Raw genomic sequence first — 19,431 nt, forward strand, 5'->3', positions numbered from 1 at the left:
CATTGAAGAATTACTTGGCTATGACGCTGAAACGGGGCGGAAATGCGGTCGGCGGTGGTTGACCAAAGGCCCACCAATCTGCATGTTCCGACCAACTTTTTGATACCGAGTCCGATAACCGGTATTGAAAAGCCTTATTGCCCGATCTGCCCATCCATCTCAGACCAGCAAAGAGCAGCACCACATGTCCACAGCCAGCGCGACGGCCGAGCCGCAAACCGCCACCCAAGCCACTGCCGCGCATGAGGATATGGCCAACGCCATCCGCTTCCTATCCATGGATGCCGTGCAGGCCGCAAACTCTGGTCACCCTGGCATGCCAATGGGCATGGCCGATGTGGCAACGGTTCTGTTTACCAAGTTCCTTAAGTTTGACGCGAGCCAGCCTGAATGGCCCGACCGTGATCGCTTCATCCTGTCGGCTGGCCATGGCTCGATGCTGATCTACAGCCTCCTCCACTTGACGGGGTATGAGGCCTTCCCATTGGAAGAGATTAAGAAGTTCCGCCAAATCGGCGCCCGCACTGCTGGCCACCCAGAGGTGGAGCATGATGCCGGGATCGAAACCACCACTGGTCCACTGGGTCAGGGTATCTCAAACGCCGTTGGTTTCGCGCTCGCTGAGCGGATCATGAACGCCCGGTTTGGTGACGATCTGGTCGATCACCACACCTATGTCATCGCCAGTGATGGCGACCTTATGGAAGGCATCAGCCACGAGGCATGCTCAATGGCGGGTCACCTCGGCCTCGGCCGCCTCATTGTTCTGTTTGATGACAATGAGATCAGCATCGATGGCCCAACCTCGCTCAGCTTCTCAGACGACATCACCAAACGGTTTGAGAGCTATAACTGGGATGTTCAGACGGTCGACGGTCATGACGCTGCTGCCATCGAGGCCGCCATCGCCGCCGCGAAGAAAACTGACAGCCCCTCAATCATTCGCTGCCGCACCCAAATTGGTTATGGCTCACCGAACAAGGCTAACACCTCCGGTGCCCACGGTGCCCCGCTGGGCGATGATGAGATTGCGGCCACCCGCTCTGCCCTTGGTTGGGGTCACGAGCCCTTTGTCGTGCCGGATGATGTGAAGGCCAGCTGGGCTGCCGCAGGTAGCCGTGGTGCCGCTGATCGTGATGCCTGGCAGGCTCGCCTCGCCGGTTCCGCCAAAGGCAGTGAGTTTGAAGCTGCCGTTAGCGGCGATCTGCCTGCAGCGCTGACCACCACGATTGCAGAGATCAAGAACAAGGCCGTTGATGAGAAGCCATCGCCGGCGACGCGCGCTGCGTCTGGCCAGGTTCTGGAAGCTATCCTCCCGGTGGTGCCAGAGATGGTTGGCGGTTCAGCCGACCTAACAGGCTCAAACAATACCAAGACCAAGGATGGTGGCATTCTAAGCCGCGACAACTACGCTGGTCGTTACATCCATTATGGCATTCGTGAGCATGGCATGGCCGCGGCGATGAATGGCATGGCGCTACATGGCGGGGTTATCCCCTATAGCGGCACCTTCCTCGCCTTCTCCGATTACAACCGCCCATCCCTGCGCCTCGCCGCGCTGATGGAACAGCGGGTCATCCAGGTGAAAACCCATGACAGTATCGGCCTTGGTGAAGATGGCCCAACTCACCAACCGGTTGAGCATCTGGCCGCTCTGCGCGCCATTCCTAACCTGCTGGTGTTCCGCCCTTGCGATCTGGCCGAAACGGCAGAAGCCTGGGAAGCCGCACTGAGTGCCAAGAAGAGCCCATCCATCATGGCGCTTACCCGTCAGGGTCTGCCGATGATGCGGGTTGAGAAAACCGATGAGAACCTGACCGCCAAAGGCGCTTACATCCTGCGCGAACCTGCAGAAGCACCAAAAGCGGTGATCGTCGCAACCGGGTCCGAGGTTCATCTGGCGGTTGAAGCCGCAGAAGCCCTGGCGGCCGAGGGCGTGCCAGTGCGCGTTGTCTCAGCCCCATGCTTCGACCTCTTTGACCAACAGGATGATGCCTATAAGGCCAGCGTCCTTGGCAAGGGCCTGCCCCGCGTTGGTATTGAGGCGGCAATCGGCTTCGGCTGGGAGCGGTATCTTGGCGAGAACAGCAAGTTCATCGGCATGAACAGCTTCGGCGCCTCCGGCCCTTACAAAGAACTCTACAAGCATTTCGGTATTACGGCAGATGCCGCCGCCCAAGCGGTGCGTGACCTGCTGGCCTAACAATCAGAACAACATCCATCTAACGCTGCTGACAGGGAGCATTGAGTAAGAATATGACGACTAAAGTCGCAATTAACGGTTTTGGCCGGATTGGCCGCCTGGTTCTCCGCGCCGCTTTTGAGAGCGGTCGCAAAGACATCGAAATCGTTGGCATCAACGACCTCGCAGATGTCGAAACCAACGCCCACCTGCTGAAGTATGACAGCGTGCATGGTCGCTTCTCCGGCACCGTAACCACCCAGGGTAATGCCCTGATCGTGAACGGCCACGAAATCACCGTGACCCAAGAACGCGACCCAGCAGCCCTGCCATGGGGCGAGATGGGCGTGGATGTGGCGATGGAGTGCACCGGCATCTTCACTAAGCGCGATGCCGCTTCTAAGCACCTGGAAGCAGGCGCCAAGAAGGTACTGATCTCGGCGCCAGCGTCTGATGAGGATCTCACCGTTGTTTACGGCGTGAACCATGACAAGCTGACCGCTGAGCATAAGATCGTCTCGAACGCGTCATGCACCACCAACTGCCTGGCGCCCGTCGCCCATGTGCTGCACAACGCCATTGGCATCGATCACGGCTTCATGACCACGATCCACAGCTACACTGGCGATCAGCGGACCGTCGACACCATGCATAGCGACAAACACCGCGCCCGCGCTGCTGCCGTCTCCATGATCCCAACCTCAACCGGTGCAGCGAAAGCAGTCGGCAAGGTGCTACCGGAGCTAAATGGCAAGCTGGATGGTACCGCGATCCGCGTCCCAACCCCGAATGTCTCGCTGGTGGACTTTAAATTCCGCGCTTCACGCGACACCACGGTTGAAGAGGTGAATGCCGCGATCGTTGAGGCCGCCAATGGCCCACTGAAAGGTGTGCTTGGCACCTATGATGAGCCGCTGGTCTCCATCGACTTTAACGGCGACCCCCATTCTTCTGTCTTCGCTGTAAACGAGACCAAAGTCATGGAAGGCAGCTTCGTTCGCGTCATGTCTTGGTATGACAATGAGTGGGGCTTCTCCAACCGCATGTCTGACACGGCTGTGGTTCTAGCTTCTAAGTAAGCCAGCCTTAACCAGGCCCTGGAACGGCGCTCTCATCGGGCAGGAAGTTCAGGCTATCGATTGCGATACCCTGAGGATACTGCTCGAGGGGGCGGCGGATAATACGGGCATGGGCAACCAGACCGCGGTCCAGGCTGCGGTCTGATGATTCCATCACCACCATCAGGGGAACGGCGACCCGCCATTGATAGGTCGCGGCCTCAACCCCCTTGCCGATAATCACAGGATCGCCATTCAAACTTGGCGTGACCGTGAACCGTCCCGATTGCATCATCTGGACAACTTCCAACCGCTCCAATGTGTGGTTGAACAGGGTCCACCCGTCGGGGGTGAAGTACCCCTCCAAATCTGCCAGTTGGTTATGGAAGGTTCGGGCATCAAAGGTGACTGATGCCGCCATCACCTCTGCTGCGTAATCCAAAATGTAATCGTCGTTATGGCCAGGTGCCGCCATGCGATCACGGCGCAAATCTTCAACATTTGGTGGGGGCGGTCCATAGATGCCGCCGCGCTGATGGATAACCATCGCGGCCACGCCCACGATGATTACGGTCACCAGAATGGTCAGCCCAACATAGAACTTACCATCCGTATTTTTGCGCTCTAACGGGTCGTCCATATCGCGGTCCATCGCAGAGTGTGGCAGCGCGTCAGACGCCACTGCGCAGGGTTATTGTACCATAGGCCGGTTAATAAGCCGGAACGCGCCTAACCAGAGTTAGCCGCCGTCTCTTCCCCGTTCACTATTCTGATGCCCCTAATTTTAATGCCCTGAAGCGCCTCAGGATCTGGGCTACGGGAGACATCAAACTGCAAACGGACTGGAAAGCTGATGCTGTTAGCCGCGAATTCGATCTTGAGCTCGGTGTTATGCTCAAACTGCCAAGAGTAGCGGCCATCTAGCACACCAAAGGCCACATATTCCGGCGGTTCATTCAGCGTGAATGAGAATTGGGCATTGGTGGATCGCAGATAATCGATTGCCCGGGCCTGCTGCAGGATGCCGACATAGTCGCGGTAACCATCGATGGTGAACAGCGGCTCTGCTTCCTGCAGAACGATACTGAAATCCTGGGAGTTCATCGGCAAGCGTTGCTCAAGTACCGTTAGGAGCCATCGCATCACATTCACCGGCGGCCGGTCGACGACTGAGAAATCATCCCGAGAGTCGGGGACATCTTCCAAAAAAATGGGTGTCATGACGCCGACAACAATAATGAAGCCAACCACCATGAGGCCGCGTTTTACCAGAACTGACATGGTCTAATCTTGCCGTCACACCCTCAAAGCCAGGGAAATTGGCTGTCTGGCAGCGATGGATGCGCCCCAATAACCAACAGGCTGGCTCAATTTGTTCTGATGAGGATAGCGGATAACGGGCCGTCACCGCCGTACTAATTCTCAGACGCTAATGGAGACGGGTGTTCTGTTACGAACCCGCATCATCAAAATCCATGCGAACAAGGTCACTGCGGGTTGAGAGCATCTGCATCAACCGGCGGTAATCGACCTTGGCGTCCTGATGCCGTTCCATCGGTAAACGGTCCACCACGACGATGCCGGAGATACCGGTCATACCAATCACTTCCTGCAAGCTATCCAGCTCAAGCGACGCCGCACTCTCAATCACCAGAAGGCTGCGACCGTCATGATCGACGCAGGCAAGCTTACGGAGGCCAAGCTGGCATCGGGCCGCCGCCTCAACCGCCAGCGGATAGGTTGTGCCGAGCTCATCTTCCATCCTGGCCAGACAACGGCCAAGCAGCCATAGGCGGCCTTGAGGATCAAGGGTGCCAGCATCGCCAGTACGGTGCCAGATACGACCATCAACAAAGACTTTGGTCTCACTCTCAGCCCGGCCATTTACATAGTTGGTCACCATGTGATCACCGGTGACCAGGACCTCACCGACCTCACCGACCTCAAGCTGATAAGCGCGGAACTCTGCTTGTGAAAACGGCCCCATGGGCATGCCGTAATCATCCGGCAAGATGGCGACCTGAACCTCTGGGATCGGCTTACCCACCAGAACACCGCGACCGACGGAGGTGGCCAATCGGTCCGCCGCTATCGTATCGGCATAGGCCAGCTCAGCAATCGGCTCTACCTCTGGATGCCCGTAGACAATACGAAGGCTGCCGCCCTCCAGCTGTTGATCCAGCTTCTGGGCAATATCCGGATAAATCGGGCCGGTAACAATTAGATCATCGAGACCAAACACGGCGTCATCGGCACTCTCAACCAGCTGCCCCGCAAGACCCGGGGAAACGACCATTCGAGAGATGTAACGATCACGTTTGTGGCGATCCAAGGTGCCCTCGAACGGTGTGTCGAGCGACGGCTTGGGCTGCTGTACGACACTTACTTGGGCCAAGGCTGCGAGGCTGGCCGCATCTTGCCGGCGAAGCATCACGGTGGGAATGCCAAGCGCCAGATTACTCAATCCAACTGAGGGCACATCTGTCGCAACAATAGAGGTCTTAAGCGGCGCCAGAACGGCAGACATGGCGCCATGCTGCTCCAGTATCTGGCCGTGGGTGCGAACCACGCCGACAGGCTGCCCCGTCGGACCTGGCACGAAGGAAACAATCGCTGGCTCTTCCAGGGATAAAGTCTCAGTAGCCGCCACCTCCGACTGAAGTGCGCGACGCCAACTGGTACCCCGAAGGCCCCAGCCATTGGTTCGAAGCTTCGCCGGAACCTTGCGCAAATGCGGGTTCTTTGACTGACGGCGAAGTGTGGTCGATGTTCCAATAACCGCAAGCGGCTTTAACTCTTGGCAAGCGGCACGCACCGTACTGCGTAGATTGTGGGGGTCGGCAAAGACGGCAATCGCGCCAATCCGGATCACCGCAAGTAGCGAAATGTAGAGCTGAAGAGAGAGCGGCTGAAGGATCAGAACCGCATCACCAGAACCAATGTCCTGGGCGCGCAACCATCCGGCAATAGCGGCGGATTGCTGATCGATTTCACCGATGCTGATCTGGCGCTGATGCTTACCATCTACTTCCAAAAGGGCGATGTCGGCATCGTCACTAAACCCGCGCAGCAGCAGGTCCGCAGCATTTCGGATCCGCAAGTCAAAGAAGGTCACGCCGCCGCCTCTCGATCCACCATGCCTCTTGTCAAAACGCCTCTCGCTTAGAAGTCGCCCGACGCCACATAAAGCGGCTGATCAGGCCAATTCAAGACAGGCCACCGGTGTGATCGGTTGGTCATGCATTCCCCAAAACCATGACCATTGGCCCTCATCCCTCAATGCATATTGGGGCAATGGTCCGGGCTTGTCACCCGACTTCTTAGAATGCTCTCGACACTTAACCCGATACCGCCTCAATTAGAACAGCAGACTAGCGCTGCGCCCTAACGCCGGTGCCACGTATCTCTGACAGGGTTTGGCGGGTTGTGATCGCTTCCGGATCGATGATCAACTCAAGCAAAGCCGCCTTGCCGCTGTCTTTTGCGGCCGCAAATGCCGGGGCAAAATCTTCGGTTCGCTCAACCTTCTGGCTGAACCAGCCATAGCTCTTGGCAAGGGCGACAAAGTCTGGGTTCACCAAGTCGGTGGCAATCACACGATCAGGATACTCGCGTTCCTGGTGCATGCGGATGGTTCCGTACATGCTGTTATTGACCACGATCAGGATCGGGGCCGCATCATATTGGCTGGCGGTACCAAGCTCGGCCATCGCCATCTGGAAGCAACCATCACCAACGACAGAGACTACCGTCCGCTCAGGGTACACGATGCTGGCTGCAACGGCCGCCGGTACGCCGTACCCCATGGCACCGCTGGTCGGTGCGGCCTGGGTACGGAAGCCGCGATACTGGAAGTGACGGTGCAGCCAGGCTGTCGAGTTGCCAGCGCCATTACAAACAATGGCATCCTCAGGCAGCACCTCATTCAGATGCGCAACCACCGTGGACATGTTGAGCGGGCCTGGTGCATCCCGCTCAGCAATGTTTTCAAGATAATCCGCATGCCGTTCGGCGGCCCAATCTGACCAAACCGGATTGGCGACCGGGGCTTGGGCGGCCAGCGCTTCCGCCGCCAGGGACAGGCCACTTTGAATGGCAAGATCAGGCTGATAGACGCTGCCAAGTTCCATATCGCTTGGGTGGATATGGATCATCGGCTGTTGGGATCGGGGTGGCACGATGCGGGAATAGCCGCCGGTGGTCATCTCGCCAAGGCGCGGCCCCATGACCAAAAGCAGATCACTCTCCATCACCGCCTTACCAAGCTTCGGGTTGATGCCAATACCAACATCACCAGCGTAGTTCGGGTGACGGTTATCGAACCGGTCCTGTGCCCGGAAGCTGCAGCCAACTGGTAGTTTGTTTGCCTCGGCAAAGCGGGTGATCGCGGCGACGCCCGCGTCGTCCCAGCTCGGTCCGCCAAGGATAACAAAGGGCCGCTCCGCCTTGGCCAACATAGCCATCGCTTGTTCAATCTGGCTTGCCTGCGGTCCAGCCAGTGTGGTCGCGGCGGGCAGTACCGGGCGGCGTGGCTTGTCATCGTCACTCAGCGTGATCAAGTCGCTGGTCAGGTCCTCAGGCAAGGATAGCACCACCGGGCCCGGACGACCGGATTGGGCCGTGTGGAATGCCCGGGCCATGTACTCAGGAATCCGCTCAGCATGGTCGATTTCCGCCACCCATTTGGCGAGAGGCCCAAAGGCCGCTTTGTAATCGACCTCCTGGAACGCCTCACGGTCCTTCATCTTCCGCCCGACCTGGCCGATTAAGACGACCATTGGCGTACTATCCTGCATGGCAGTGTGAATGCCGATGCTGGCATGGGTAGCCCCCGGCCCCCGGGTGACCATGCAAACCCCGGGCTTGCCGGTAAGCTTGCCATAGGCTTCAGCCATGTTGGCCGCGCCATTCTCAACCCGCGCGATGATGAAGCGCAGCTTATCCTCAACCGGGTACATGGCGTCCAGGACGCCCAGATAGGACTCGCCAGGCACCCCAAAGATCGTGTCGACCCCATGGGTAATCAGCTGTTCAACAAGGATCTCGCCGCCTGTCGTGGTTTTGGCCGCCTGTGGGGGTGTCGGGGTCAGCATGGGCTTGGTCATCCTTACGCGTCGGTCGAAGAAGAGTTGTCGTCATCCGCTTCATCGGGCTCAAACTGCTCAAGGAAGGCGGGATTTGTAATGGCTAGCTCAGCGGCCAGCAGTTCACGGAACTGGTCTGTAATGCCTGGGTGATGGTCAAAACGGCCACGGCGAATGGCATCGGCGACATTGGCCGCCAGAAGCGTTGCATCGGGCGGCCCACCCTGGTCGCTTCTAGGGATCGGCAAGGCAGCAGCGGCGGCCCATTCACCATAAAGTGCAGCCTGTGCCCGGCGCACGGCGGGGTACTGCGCCTGATACCGGCGCACAATGGCCAAGGCATTGGCAGCCATGAGCGTTGGATATCGGTTAATCGCTGGCGGCTTGTTCAGCACCTTCTCAAGCAAGGTGAGGCGCGCGAGCTCTAACAGGCGGTCGGTATCGATATGGATCATGCGGCCGCCCCCGTAATCTCATCGATCTGATGGATCATGTCATAGGCCGTCTCAAGCGCGATTGGTCCGGTCAGCGCCAGTTCAAGCGACGCCTCACCACCTGCATCGGTTCGCTGCCCTTGCTGAAGCGCGATGATGCCCCAGCGGATAAGGGCCATAACCTCCCAATAGGGAACAAGATTAGGATCGATGCGGTGCGCCAGGCCAAGCTGCGCTGCCATCTCATCATAGCCAGCATAAAGTGCTTCACGACTGCCAAGACCACCTGCTTCCCGATCCCGGCGGCCAAAGCGCCAACAGCGGGCCATGAACCAGCCCACATCTTCCATCGGCGCAGACCAGCTGGCGAACTCCCAATCCAGAATCGCAGAGAGTTGGGTGCCATCCACCAGATAGTTTCCGGTGCGGAAATCAGCATGGACCAGGCAAGTCGGGGCATTCTCTGGCATATTCCGCTCAAGCCAGCGGAGCCCCCATTCAAGGGCTGGTTGCGGCTGATCAATCGCATCTAAGAAGCCACGGTAGAGAGTTAGGCGCGCGGCCAAGGCCGTGCTCGGTGGCACAGGCAAAAACTCCAGCCCTACCGCGAGTTCATGGTCCGGTGTGATCTGATGAAGCTTGGCCAATTCACCGCCCAGGCTGTGGACCAGTGCGTCGCCAGCATCACCGACGAGCTGGGGGTCACGAACCAGTTTGCGGCCCAGCGCTTCCCCCGCAACCTTGCCCATTAGGGCAAAGGGCTGGCCAATCACGCCACGATCAGCGCAACCTAGGACAGGCTCCGGCACGGTCACACCAGCTGCATGGGCAGCCTTTAAGACTTCAAATTCTTGTAATCGGTTGATGCTGACATCGACGGCAGACTGCGCATCGGTCCTGAGCACCAGATAGTGACTGCCAGGGTGTTCGCCGCCTGTCGCTTTAGCTTCAAACGCGATGTTCTGCTGGATCGCACCGCCACTCAGCGGCTCAATCCCTGATATCTCAACCCGAGTGGCGCCCCAGGCATCCACCAGATAGGCAGAGAGGGCCGCGCCCAGCCTGGCTGGGTCACGAAGCGTTTTGAATGCTTTATCGCCGCTCATAAATCGCAATCGACAGTGTTTAGGGCCGGTCACCGCACTGGACAGTGCGAGTTCGTTATGGAACGTTACCGGCGATTTTTCCAGGGCTGCTATCGCCAGTGTGAGCGGTATCTTCTCATCGCGGCTCTGTTCCCCACCCTATAACCGATGGTGTCGACCATGATCCGTTGCCCGTCTTTCATCTCAACCGCCGGGCTTTTTGCACGCCGGGCTGCAATTCTACTTGGGAGCTTGTTGATCCTCATGACCTCTACCGATGACGCCCAGGCCGTTGATCCTGAAAACACCCTGCTGCTCGATCTCAAAAGCGGCCAGGTGACGATCCAACTGCGCCCTGACCTGGCACCACGCCACGTTGACCGGATTAAAGAGCTGACCCGCCAGAACTTCTACAACGGTATCGTTTTCCACCGCGTCATTGATGGCTTCATGGCCCAGACTGGTGACCCAACCGGCACCGGCACTGGCGGCAGCGGCATCAAACTGCCGGCTGAATTCACCGACACCAACTTCGGTCGCGGTACGATTGGCATGGCCCGTACCCAGGACCCAAATAGCGGCGATAGCCAATGGTTCATCTGCTTCAATAACTGCAGCTTCCTGAACGGTCAGTACACCGTTTGGGGCCAGGTTATTGACGGTATGGAGCATGTCGATGCCATCACCCGCGGCGAGCCGCCCGCGGATCCTGACGAGATCGTCAAACTGCAAGTTGCAGCCGACGCTGAGTAACAGCTGAGAAGCAAGCCGAAGCGACCTCAGTTTTGATGTCGCATCGGTTTGTTTGCATACCAATGTTGCGAAAAAAGCGCACCCCGGGGCCGCCTACCTGAATGGTAAGGCGGCCTTGTTATGTCAGCTTGAATGTACGGCTTGAACTAGCTAACAACTTGGCGTTGTGCCGCCATAGCTGCGGGTTTCGCGCTTTTGCAGGCACCGCCAAGATGACCAACCAGCTAGCCATACGGCTGCGGTGTAGCGACAAAACCACGTCGCAGAAGCGCCACAGACCAAAGAGCCATAAGGCACAGGGCAAGTTGGACACTGCTTTTAACCGCCAAGAACGGCAAAAAAGAACACCGAGCCCGGATCGAGCATGAAGGGCCAACAGGTTTTGAAGGGGAGGCACGGCAAATGCGCAAGCGCATGACCGAGACTTTATTCGACAGCACGGCTCTCAAGCCATGCACCTACGCTGCAGCACTCGCAACCGGCACGTTCCTGGCGATGACCGCTGTCACCCCAGCCCAGGCTGAATCGTTTACCTATTACGGTTACGACATCGCCTTCGACACGACGGTTACCGCTGGTAGCTTGTTCCGGGTTGAAGATCGCGATCCCGATCTGATCGGTGTTGCCAATGGCGGTAACTACCTGTCGATCAACGGTGACGACGGTAACCTCAACTACGATACCGGTCCGGTCTCCGTGGCACTTAGCGTGAACCACGAGCTTGAGATCCAGAAAGACAACTACGGTGCGTTCTTCCGCGTTGGCTATTTCTACGACTTCCTGAATGCCAATGAGGACAACACCCAATTCCGTGACCTCGATGACGATGCGATCAACCGCATTGGTCGCGATATTGATCTGTTCGATGCCTATATCGATGCCAGCTACGACATCGAGGGCACCCTGGTTGATATCCGCCTTGGTAACCAGGTCCTGAACTGGGGTGAGAGCACGTTCATCCAGAACGGTATCAACGTCATTAACCCAATCGACGTTAGCCGCCTGCGCGTTCCTGGCTCCCAGATCCGTGACGCCCTGACGCCAGTGCCGATCATCGACATTAATGTCGGCCTCACCGACAACTTCAGCATTGAAGGTTTCGCACAGTTCCTTTGGGAAGCGACCGAGCCAGAAGCGCTGGGTACCTTCTTCAGCACCACTGACATTGCGTCACCTGGTGCGAGCCAGGTCTTCCTCGGCTTCGGTAACCCGCTGGTTCCAGATATCGAGCAGTCAGTTGTGACGCCAGTGACCCCGCTGGGTTCACGCGCCACCCGAACCTCAGACAACAACCCATCTGACCTTGGTCAGTTTGGTCTTGCCGCTCGTTACTTCTCACCTGAGTTGAACGACACTGAGTTCGGCCTCTACTACATCAACTATCACAGCCGCCTACCACTGATCAGCGCCAACACTGGCTCGATCACTGACCTGCTTGGCGTGACCGCTGATAACTATGCCGATGGCACCCAGTACTTCCTGGAGTATCCAGAGGATATCTCACTCTTCGGTGCGAGCTTTAACACCACCCTGGACCGCCTTGGTCTTCGTGGCCTGTCCCTGCAGGGTGAATACTCCCTGAAAATCGATCAGCCGCTGCAGGTCGATGACGTGGAACTGCTCCAGGCAGCGGTTGCCCCAGGTGCCGTTGCTGGTGCTTGCTCCGCTGACCCAACTTCAGCGTCTTGTCAGGACACGATTGCCGCGTTCAACACCAACCAGATCATCAGCGATCTTGGTGGTATTAGCCTCGGCAACTTCCAAGACTTCTTCGATCAAGACATCTCTGGTTTCCGTAACTTCGATGTCTCGCAAGCTCAGATCACTGCAACCCAGCTGTTTGGCCCCAACCTTGGTGCTAACCAGGTGGTCCTGCTTGGTGAGGCTGGCTTCACCTACATCCACGACTTCCCATCTGCTGGTGAACTTCGTTTTGAGGGTCCAGGCACGGTTGTCGGCGGTAACCCAGTGCTCGCTGGCCCAGAGGGCTTCGTCACTGACGGCTTCGGCGACCAGTTCTCTTGGGGTTATGTCCTGGCAGCCCGCGCTGACTACCTGAACGCAATTGGCCCGGTGAATATCTCACCGACCATGTCGTTCTCTCACAACGTTGGCGGTACCACGCCAGCCCCACTTGGTAACTTCGTTGAAGACCGGATGGCTGTGAGCGTTGGCTTCACTGCCACCTACCAAAACCAGCTCGCTTTCTCAGCGCAGTACACGAACTTCTTCGGCGGTGGGGATCAAAACCTGCTTCGTGACCGTGATTTCGTCTCTGTCTCACTGAGTTATTCTTTCTAACGGCTGATTATTGCCGTATACGTCAACGAGTTAAGCCGGCAGGGGTGATCAACACCCCGCCGGTCTTGTCATTATTAAGTTGGTCTAAAACCGATCAACGGGGTGCAAAACAGCCCCTGCTAAAACGCCTCTGGGAGGGAAATATATGATTCGGCGCAGCCTTTTGACCGCTGCTGTGGCACTGAGTGTCGGCTTCAGCTTTGGTCTTCCAACCAATTTCGCCAATGCTGACGGCCATAGCTTCAGCGATTCCGATCTCGGTGGTGCACTGACCCCAGTTGGCGCGATCCGCGCAGGCAATGAGGACGGATCGATCCCTGAGTGGACCGGCGGCGTCACTGAGCCACCAGTCGACTACTCCGCTGGCGGCCACCACACCTTCCCATTTGAGAAGGGTGAGCCACTCTTCACCATCACCGGTAGCAATGCTGACCAGTATCGTGACCTCCTCACCGAGGGCCACTATCAGATGCTGCAGCAGTATCCATCCTACAGCATGCCTGTTTATGAGACCCACCGTACGGCGGCTTTCCCACAGCGCATCTATGACGAAACCATGGCCAATGCGGCACGCGGTCAGCTGTCCGAAGATGGTAACGGTGTTCTTGGCGCCAAAGAGGGCTTCCCGTTCCCAGTGCCAGAGACTGGCCTAGAGGTTATTTGGAACCACCTGCTGCGCTTCCGTGGCGTCGCGTTTGAGCGCCGTGTTGGTCAGGCCAACCCGACCGCTGGTGGCGACTACACGATGGTTTTCATTGAGGAACAAACCTTCCTGCCATACTCGCAACCAGGCGGTAATGGCGGCGATAACATCCTCGCATACTTCCAACAGTTCGTTGTGGAGCCTGCCCGCCTCGCCGGTGAGGTTCTGCTGGTTCACGAGACCCTGAACCAGGTTGCCGTGCCACGCCAGGCTTGGACCTATAACCCAGGTCAGCGTCGTGTGCGTCGCGCGCCAAACGTTGCGTATGACAATCCAGGGACGGCGGCTGATGGCCTGCGTACCACGGATAACTTCGACATGTTCTCCGGTGCGCCAGACCGCTATCAGTGGGAGCTGGTTGGCCGCAAAGAAATGATCGTGCCGTACAACGCTTACGCGCTGCACGCTCCAGGTGTCGACTATGATGAGATCATCAAAGCTGGCCACCTGAACCCAGACTACCTGCGCTATGAAAAGCACCGGGTTTGGGTTGTCGAGGCCACCCTGAAAGACGGCATCTCCAATATCTATTCCCGTCGTACCTTCTATATCGATGAGGATAGCTGGAACATCGTCTCAATCGACCACTATGACAGCCGCGGTGACTACTGGCGCCTGTCTGAGAGCCATGGCCTGAACTATTATGATGTCCCGGTTTACTACAACACCGTCGACATCGTTCATGACCTGCAATCTGGTCGTTACACCGCCATTGGTTTCAACAACAATGAGTGGATGATCCGTTACGGTCAGGACTACAGCCGCCGTAACTTCACACCAGAACAGCTGCGCCGCTCGGTTCGTCGATAACCACTTGATAAGGGGTTAATCGATGACGCAGAGCTGGTTTAACCGGCAGTTAGATCGCGTTGTGATGGCCAGCCCGGAAATCCCGGGCTGGCCATTGCGCCCTCTGGCGATCGCCTTATTGGCAACCGCGATGCCTGTGGCCGCATTGGCTGAAGGGCCCGTGCTTGAGCCCACACCGGTGCCAGCCTTAATCGCACCGCTAGCGGATCAAGTGACCGCCATTGATGCCCTATCGATCCAGAACGATGCCGGCGCTGAATTGATCGTCGCCGTTGGGGATCGGGGCCAGATTCTAAGATCAAATGATTTAGGTGAGAGTTGGGAGCAATCTGTCAGCCCCGTCTCAACCTTGCTTAGTGCAATCGACCGCACACCCAGCGGCCGCCTGATCGCCGCCGGCCACGATGCCGTCATCCTTACGAGCGATGACGATGGCGCCAGCTGGCAGATCGTGTTCCGTCAGCCCGACTGGGAACAGCCGATCCTGGATGTCCACATGCTGGATGATGCCCAGGGGTTTGCCATCGGTGCCTATGGCTTGTTTCTAGAAACCAAAGATGGCGGCGAGAGCTGGGAACAACGCTTCGTCTTCGATGGTGACAGCCATCTCTATGACAGCGTCCGCCTCCCCGATGATACGCTGATGATTGTCGGAGAGTTCGGCACAATCCTCCGTAGCCGCGATGTCGGCGAGAATTGGGAAGAGCTTGAGAGCACGCCTTATGGCGGCACCTTCTTCGGCATTCTGGCGCCGCCAGCAGCCGCCACGGACGAGCCCATTCTAGCCTTCGGCCTCCAAGGCAATGTGTTTGCCACGAACGATCAGGGCGATAGTTGGGAGCGGGTCCCGACCGGTGTCAGCAATGGCTTCTATGGCGGTGTCTGGGCCGAGGGCCAGGCACCGATCCTAATCGGTCATGGCGGTATGCTGCTGTTTGATGATCAGCCAACAGCAGATTTTAATTGGCGCGCCGTTGTGCGTGAGGCGAGAAAGCCGCTGGCCGGTGGCCTGCCGCTTTCTGATGGCACCCTTCTTATCTATGGCGAGACCGGGCTTACCCGCCTCCCCGCCGATGGCGGCAGTTGAGGGGTAAGTGATGACCAGCATGACTGACCGTATTCAGGCCTTCATCTTTAACCAGCGCCTCGCAATCCTGGCTTTGTTTGCCCTGCTAACCCTCGTCATGGGTTTTCAAGCAGCCCAGCTGCAGGTTGATGCCGGTTTTGAAAAGCGGCTGCCGATCACCCATAGCTATATGGATACCTTCCGGCAGTATCAGGAAGATTATGGCGGCGCGAACCGTATCCTCGTTTCGGTCCGTGCGGTCGATGGCGATATGTTCACGCCAGAGTTCTTCACCACGCTGCAGAAGGTGACAGACGAGGTCTACGCGATTGATGGCGTTGACCCTGCGCGTGTCACCTCGATCTTCACGCCAAATGTCCGGTTTATTGAGCTGATCGAAGACGGTTTTGCCGGCGGTAACGTCATCCCTGCCGACTTCCAGCCAACCCAAGAGTTCCTGGATATCGTTCGGGAAAACATCCTGAAGTCAGGTCAGGTAGGCCGCCTAGTCTCCAACGATTTCACAGCGGCCATCGTCAGCGCCAACCTGGTTGATCGCGACCCACGAACGGGTGAAGCCCTAGATTACATCGCGGTGGGCAAGTCACTTGAGGCACAGATCCGCGACCAGTTCCAGACCGATGACATTCAGATCGATATCATCGGCTACGCCAAGGTTGTGGCGGATATCGCCGAGGGGGCCCTCGGCGTTGCCTTCTTCTTTATGATCGCCTTTATGATCACGGCCGTGCTGGTCTATGGCTACTGTAAGTCGTCACGGATCACCCTGCTGCCCCTGATCTGCTCCCTCGCCGCTGTTGTTTGGCAACTTGGGCTGCTTGCCAGCTTTGGCTACGGCATCGATCCGCTGTCCATCCTGGTCCCATTCTTGGTCTTCGCTATCGGCGTCAGCCATGGCGTGCAGATGATCAATGCTACCGGTGCGGAGATTATGGAGGGTGCCGATGAGATGACCGCGGCGCAGAACTCTTTCCGCCGCCTACTGATCCCCGGTGCCGTTGCCCTGCTTAGCGATACGATTGGCTTCTTAACCATTCTGTTGATCGATATTCCGATGATTAAAGAGCTGGCGATCGCCGCCAGTATCGGTGTCGCCGTTATCATCATCACCAACCTGCTGATCCTGCCGTTGCTTCTCTCCTACATGCGGCGCGGCAAGTCTTACGTCGCAAAGGTGGAGAAGGCCGCAAAATGGAAACAGCCGGTTTGGAAGGCGCTCTCATGCCTGGCGACACGTAAGGTTGGCCTTATTGTTGTCGGCGTGGCTGCGGTTGTCTTTGTACTCGGTTGGCAGGGTAGCCAGGCTCTTAAAATTGGTGACCTGCAGGCCGGCGTGCCTGAACTGCGCCCCGATAGCCGCTACAACCAGGACACCCGTGACATCATCGAACGCTATGCCATCGGCGTGAACCTGCTGCAGGTGATCGTTGAGGCGCCCGAGAATGGCTGCATCGATTACGGTGTGATGAGTGCGCTGGACCGCTTTGAATGGTCGATCCGTAATACAGAGGGCGTGCAGTCCACCATCTCCCTCGCTGGCGTGATGAAGACCGTCAATGCCGGTTGGAATGAGGGGCACCCAGCCTGGCAGGTACTGTCCCGAAACAGCCAGGTCCTGGTCCGCGCTGTCCGCCCCGTTGAAACCTCGACGGGCCTGCTGAACGCAGAATGCTCAGTGATGCCGGTGCTGATCTTCACCGAGGATACCCGCGCCGTCACCATCGACCGGATCATTGATGCGATTGATGCCTATATCGATGAGCACCCAGATGACCCGCTGACCTACCGGCTAGCGACCGGCAATGTTGGTGTGACCGCGTCGGTTAATGATGTAGTTGAAGCGGCCCAAGGCCCAATCCTGCTTTACGTCTATATCGCGATTATCGCGCTTTGCCTGGTCATGTTCCGGTCGATCCGGGCCACACTGTGCACCGTGTTGCCGCTGACCTTGGTGTCGGTGCTTTGCTACACCCTGATGGCGCAGCTTGGTATTGGTTTGAAGGTCTCGACCTTGCCTGTGGCAGCGCTCGGGGTTGGCATTGGGGTCGATTACGGGATCTATATCTTCTCCCGCCTCCTCTACCACATGCGTAATGGTGAGGCCTTGCGCCCAGCCTATGAGCATACGCTGCGTGAGACGGGCAGTGCGGTGATCTTCACCGGCCTTACCTTGGCCCTTGGTGTTATGACCTGGGTATTTAGCGACTTGCAATTCCAGGCCGATATGGGCTTGTTGCTGGCGTTTATGTTCTTGGTCAACATGATCGGCGCTATTGTTGTCCTGCCTGCCCTGGCTGCCCTGGTTTACCCACCAGAGGGCCTAGCCAAGAAGGCTGAAGCACCAACGGGCGCCGCAGCCGCTTAACATGCCCTTATCCATCGTTCCGACCGGTAAACGCTGGCGCTATGTGCGCCTGGCGTTGGAGGCTGTTTTTGGCCATGGCGGCGGGTTCTTTATCCCCTATCGCTATGCGGGCGCGGTTGATGATCAAAAGCCATTAGGCCAGCCGATCCGCCAACTCTTCACCGCTTCGGAGACCGATACGGGCGAGCATCTAAAGCGGATAGCGGCGTTGGCTGAGGATTTATCGGCAATCGGTGTTGATGCCGCTGCACCTGCCCCACGCTGGAACCAAAGCTGGTTTCCCGGCCTTGATGCCGCTGCCTATTACGCGATGATCCGGTACCGGAAGCCAAAGCGGATCATTGAGGTTGGCTCCGGCCACTCAACGCGCTTCGCCCTGCAGGCGATCAGCGACGGCGACCTCGAGACCAAGATTGATGCAATAGACCCGGCGCCGCGAGCCACCCTGGCAAATGCACCGGATCTCCCGATTACCTGGCACGGGACCACGGTTGAGAAGTTTGGGCCCGCACCCGCCCTAGAGCCAGGTGACATCCTGTTCATCGACAGCAGCCATATCCTGATGCCCGGCAGTGATGTGGATGTGCTGTTCCATGATTGGTTACCCAGCCTGCCGCCCGGGGTGGTGATCCATATCCACGATATCTTCCTACCTGAAACCTACCCGGCAGAATGGCAATGGCGCGGCTATAACGAGCAACCACTGGTTGCCGCGCTGATTGGCACCAATGCCTACCGCATCCTGTTTGCCAGCGCCCATGCCCGGGCCACCATGGCAACACAGCTGCCAGCGCTGCACCTGCCCGACGGTGCGATTGAAAGCTCGCTTTGGCTTGAAAAGTACTGAGTGAGTGGCACTCTCACCCACATGTTTGAACCGATTGTCAGGTTCGGGCATGGTGCCCCCATCGCATGTGAGTAAGCACTCACTCACACACCTTCTACAGCCGGTGGAGGCCTAAGATGTCTGATCCTTACGAGACCCGCGCCCGGATTAACCAAGCAGCACTCAACCTGTTCGCCGAGCAGGGTGTTGAGGCCACCACGACTAAGGACATCGCGAAAGCGGCAGGCATCGCCGAGGGCACGATCTACCGCCACTATGTCAGCAAGGACGATCTGGTCTGGGATTTGTTCTCGACCAACTATGTGGGCTTTGCCGACCGGTTGGATGCCCTAGCCGCGGAGCATTCAGGCCTAAAGTTTAAGTTGTTGGTCGTTATTCGCCATTTCTGTGAGCTGTTTGATAATGACCCAGCGCTCTACCGCTTCTTGCTGCTGGTTCAACACCGCAACCTGCATCGCCTTAAGGCTGGCACCAGGACCCCGGTGCTGGCGATGAGTGACATCATCGCGGACGCCATGCAGGCAGGCGAAATTCCGGAGCAGGATGTGAATCTCGCTACCGCCTTTGTCCTGGGCATCGTGATGCAACCGGCTACCTTCCATGTCTATGGCCGCCTGGGCGGCAAGATGGTCGATCATGTGCCAGCCCTGGCCAACGCGGCCTATAACGCCCTCGGCGGTAAAGCGGCCCAAGACAGCGCTGAAAACGCGGCCTAAGGAAGA

Annotated in this window: 15 protein-coding genes; 9 read left to right on the forward strand and 6 right to left on the reverse strand. The window is 57.8% G+C overall.

Going from position 1 to position 19,431, the window contains the following annotated elements; all coding sequences use genetic code 11:
- Positions 1-184 precede the first annotated feature (184 nt).
- Together tkt and gap are read left to right on the forward strand one after the other, a co-directional pair.
- Positions 185-2,203 (forward strand): transketolase, encoded by a 2,019-nt coding sequence (tkt, locus tag KI792_10470; protein MBV6633438.1) that lies wholly within the window; start codon positions 185-187, stop codon positions 2,201-2,203.
- Between the two features lie 53 nt (positions 2,204-2,256).
- Positions 2,257-3,261, forward strand: coding sequence for a type I glyceraldehyde-3-phosphate dehydrogenase (gene gap, locus KI792_10475; GenBank protein ID MBV6633439.1), 1,005 nt, complete (start codon positions 2,257-2,259; stop codon positions 3,259-3,261).
- Positions 3,262-3,268: 7 nt separating this feature from the next.
- Here the strand turns inward: gap and KI792_10480 are convergent, their stop codons facing one another.
- From KI792_10480 to KI792_10505, 6 genes are all read right to left on the reverse strand, one after another.
- Positions 3,269-3,922, reverse strand: a complete 654-nt coding sequence (locus KI792_10480) for a DotI/IcmL family type IV secretion protein (protein ID MBV6633440.1) — start codon at positions 3,920-3,922, stop codon at positions 3,269-3,271.
- Between the two features lie 47 nt (positions 3,923-3,969).
- Positions 3,970-4,521: a DotI/IcmL/TraM family protein gene (locus tag KI792_10485; protein ID MBV6633441.1), complete on the reverse strand. Its 552-nt coding sequence runs from the start codon at positions 4,519-4,521 to the stop codon at positions 3,970-3,972.
- A 169-nt stretch (positions 4,522-4,690) separates the two neighbouring features.
- A complete protein-coding gene (locus KI792_10490; protein MBV6633442.1) occupies positions 4,691-6,355 on the reverse strand; it encodes an AMP-binding protein in 1,665 nt (554 codons plus the stop codon).
- Positions 6,356-6,611: 256 nt separating this feature from the next.
- A complete protein-coding gene (locus KI792_10495; protein MBV6633443.1) occupies positions 6,612-8,333 on the reverse strand; it encodes a thiamine pyrophosphate-binding protein in 1,722 nt (573 codons plus the stop codon).
- Between the two features lie 14 nt (positions 8,334-8,347).
- Positions 8,348-8,779, reverse strand: coding sequence for a hypothetical protein (locus tag KI792_10500; protein MBV6633444.1), 432 nt, complete (start codon positions 8,777-8,779; stop codon positions 8,348-8,350).
- Positions 8,776-9,864, reverse strand: coding sequence for a phosphotransferase family protein (locus KI792_10505; GenBank protein MBV6633445.1), 1,089 nt, complete (start codon positions 9,862-9,864; stop codon positions 8,776-8,778). The genes KI792_10500 and KI792_10505 overlap by 4 nt, the downstream gene beginning before the upstream one ends.
- Positions 9,865-10,107: 243 nt before the next feature.
- Here KI792_10505 and KI792_10510 point away from each other — a divergent pair, with 243 nt between their 5' ends.
- The 7 genes from KI792_10510 to KI792_10540 all read left to right on the forward strand — a co-directional run bounded on the left by KI792_10510 (position 10,108) and on the right by KI792_10540 (position 19,425).
- The gene (locus tag KI792_10510) at positions 10,108-10,596 is read left to right on the forward strand and encodes a peptidylprolyl isomerase (protein MBV6633446.1); all 489 of its coding nucleotides are present in this window, start codon (positions 10,108-10,110) and stop codon (positions 10,594-10,596) included.
- 414 nt (positions 10,597-11,010) lie between these two features.
- Complete coding sequence (locus tag KI792_10515; GenBank protein ID MBV6633447.1) at positions 11,011-12,897, forward strand: DUF1302 domain-containing protein; 1,887 nt, start codon at positions 11,011-11,013, stop codon at positions 12,895-12,897.
- A gap of 145 nt (positions 12,898-13,042) precedes the next feature.
- Positions 13,043-14,410, forward strand: coding sequence for a DUF1329 domain-containing protein (locus KI792_10520; protein ID MBV6633448.1), 1,368 nt, complete (start codon positions 13,043-13,045; stop codon positions 14,408-14,410).
- Positions 14,411-14,432: 22 nt separating this feature from the next.
- A complete protein-coding gene (locus KI792_10525) occupies positions 14,433-15,497 on the forward strand; it encodes a hypothetical protein (protein ID MBV6633449.1) in 1,065 nt (354 codons plus the stop codon).
- A 10-nt stretch (positions 15,498-15,507) separates the two neighbouring features.
- Positions 15,508-17,862, forward strand: a complete 2,355-nt coding sequence (locus KI792_10530) for an RND family transporter (protein MBV6633450.1) — start codon at positions 15,508-15,510, stop codon at positions 17,860-17,862.
- A 1-nt stretch (position 17,863) separates the two neighbouring features.
- Positions 17,864-18,709 carry a class I SAM-dependent methyltransferase gene (locus KI792_10535; GenBank protein MBV6633451.1) on the forward strand — a complete coding sequence of 282 codons (846 nt, stop codon included), beginning with the start codon at positions 17,864-17,866 and terminating at the stop codon, positions 18,707-18,709.
- A 116-nt stretch (positions 18,710-18,825) separates the two neighbouring features.
- Positions 18,826-19,425, forward strand: a complete 600-nt coding sequence (locus KI792_10540; protein MBV6633452.1) for a TetR/AcrR family transcriptional regulator — start codon at positions 18,826-18,828, stop codon at positions 19,423-19,425.
- Positions 19,426-19,431 lie beyond the last annotated feature (6 nt).

It is taken from the genome of Alphaproteobacteria bacterium SS10, assembly GCA_019192455.1.
Lineage (GTDB): Bacteria > Pseudomonadota > Alphaproteobacteria > TMED2 > TMED2 > TMED2.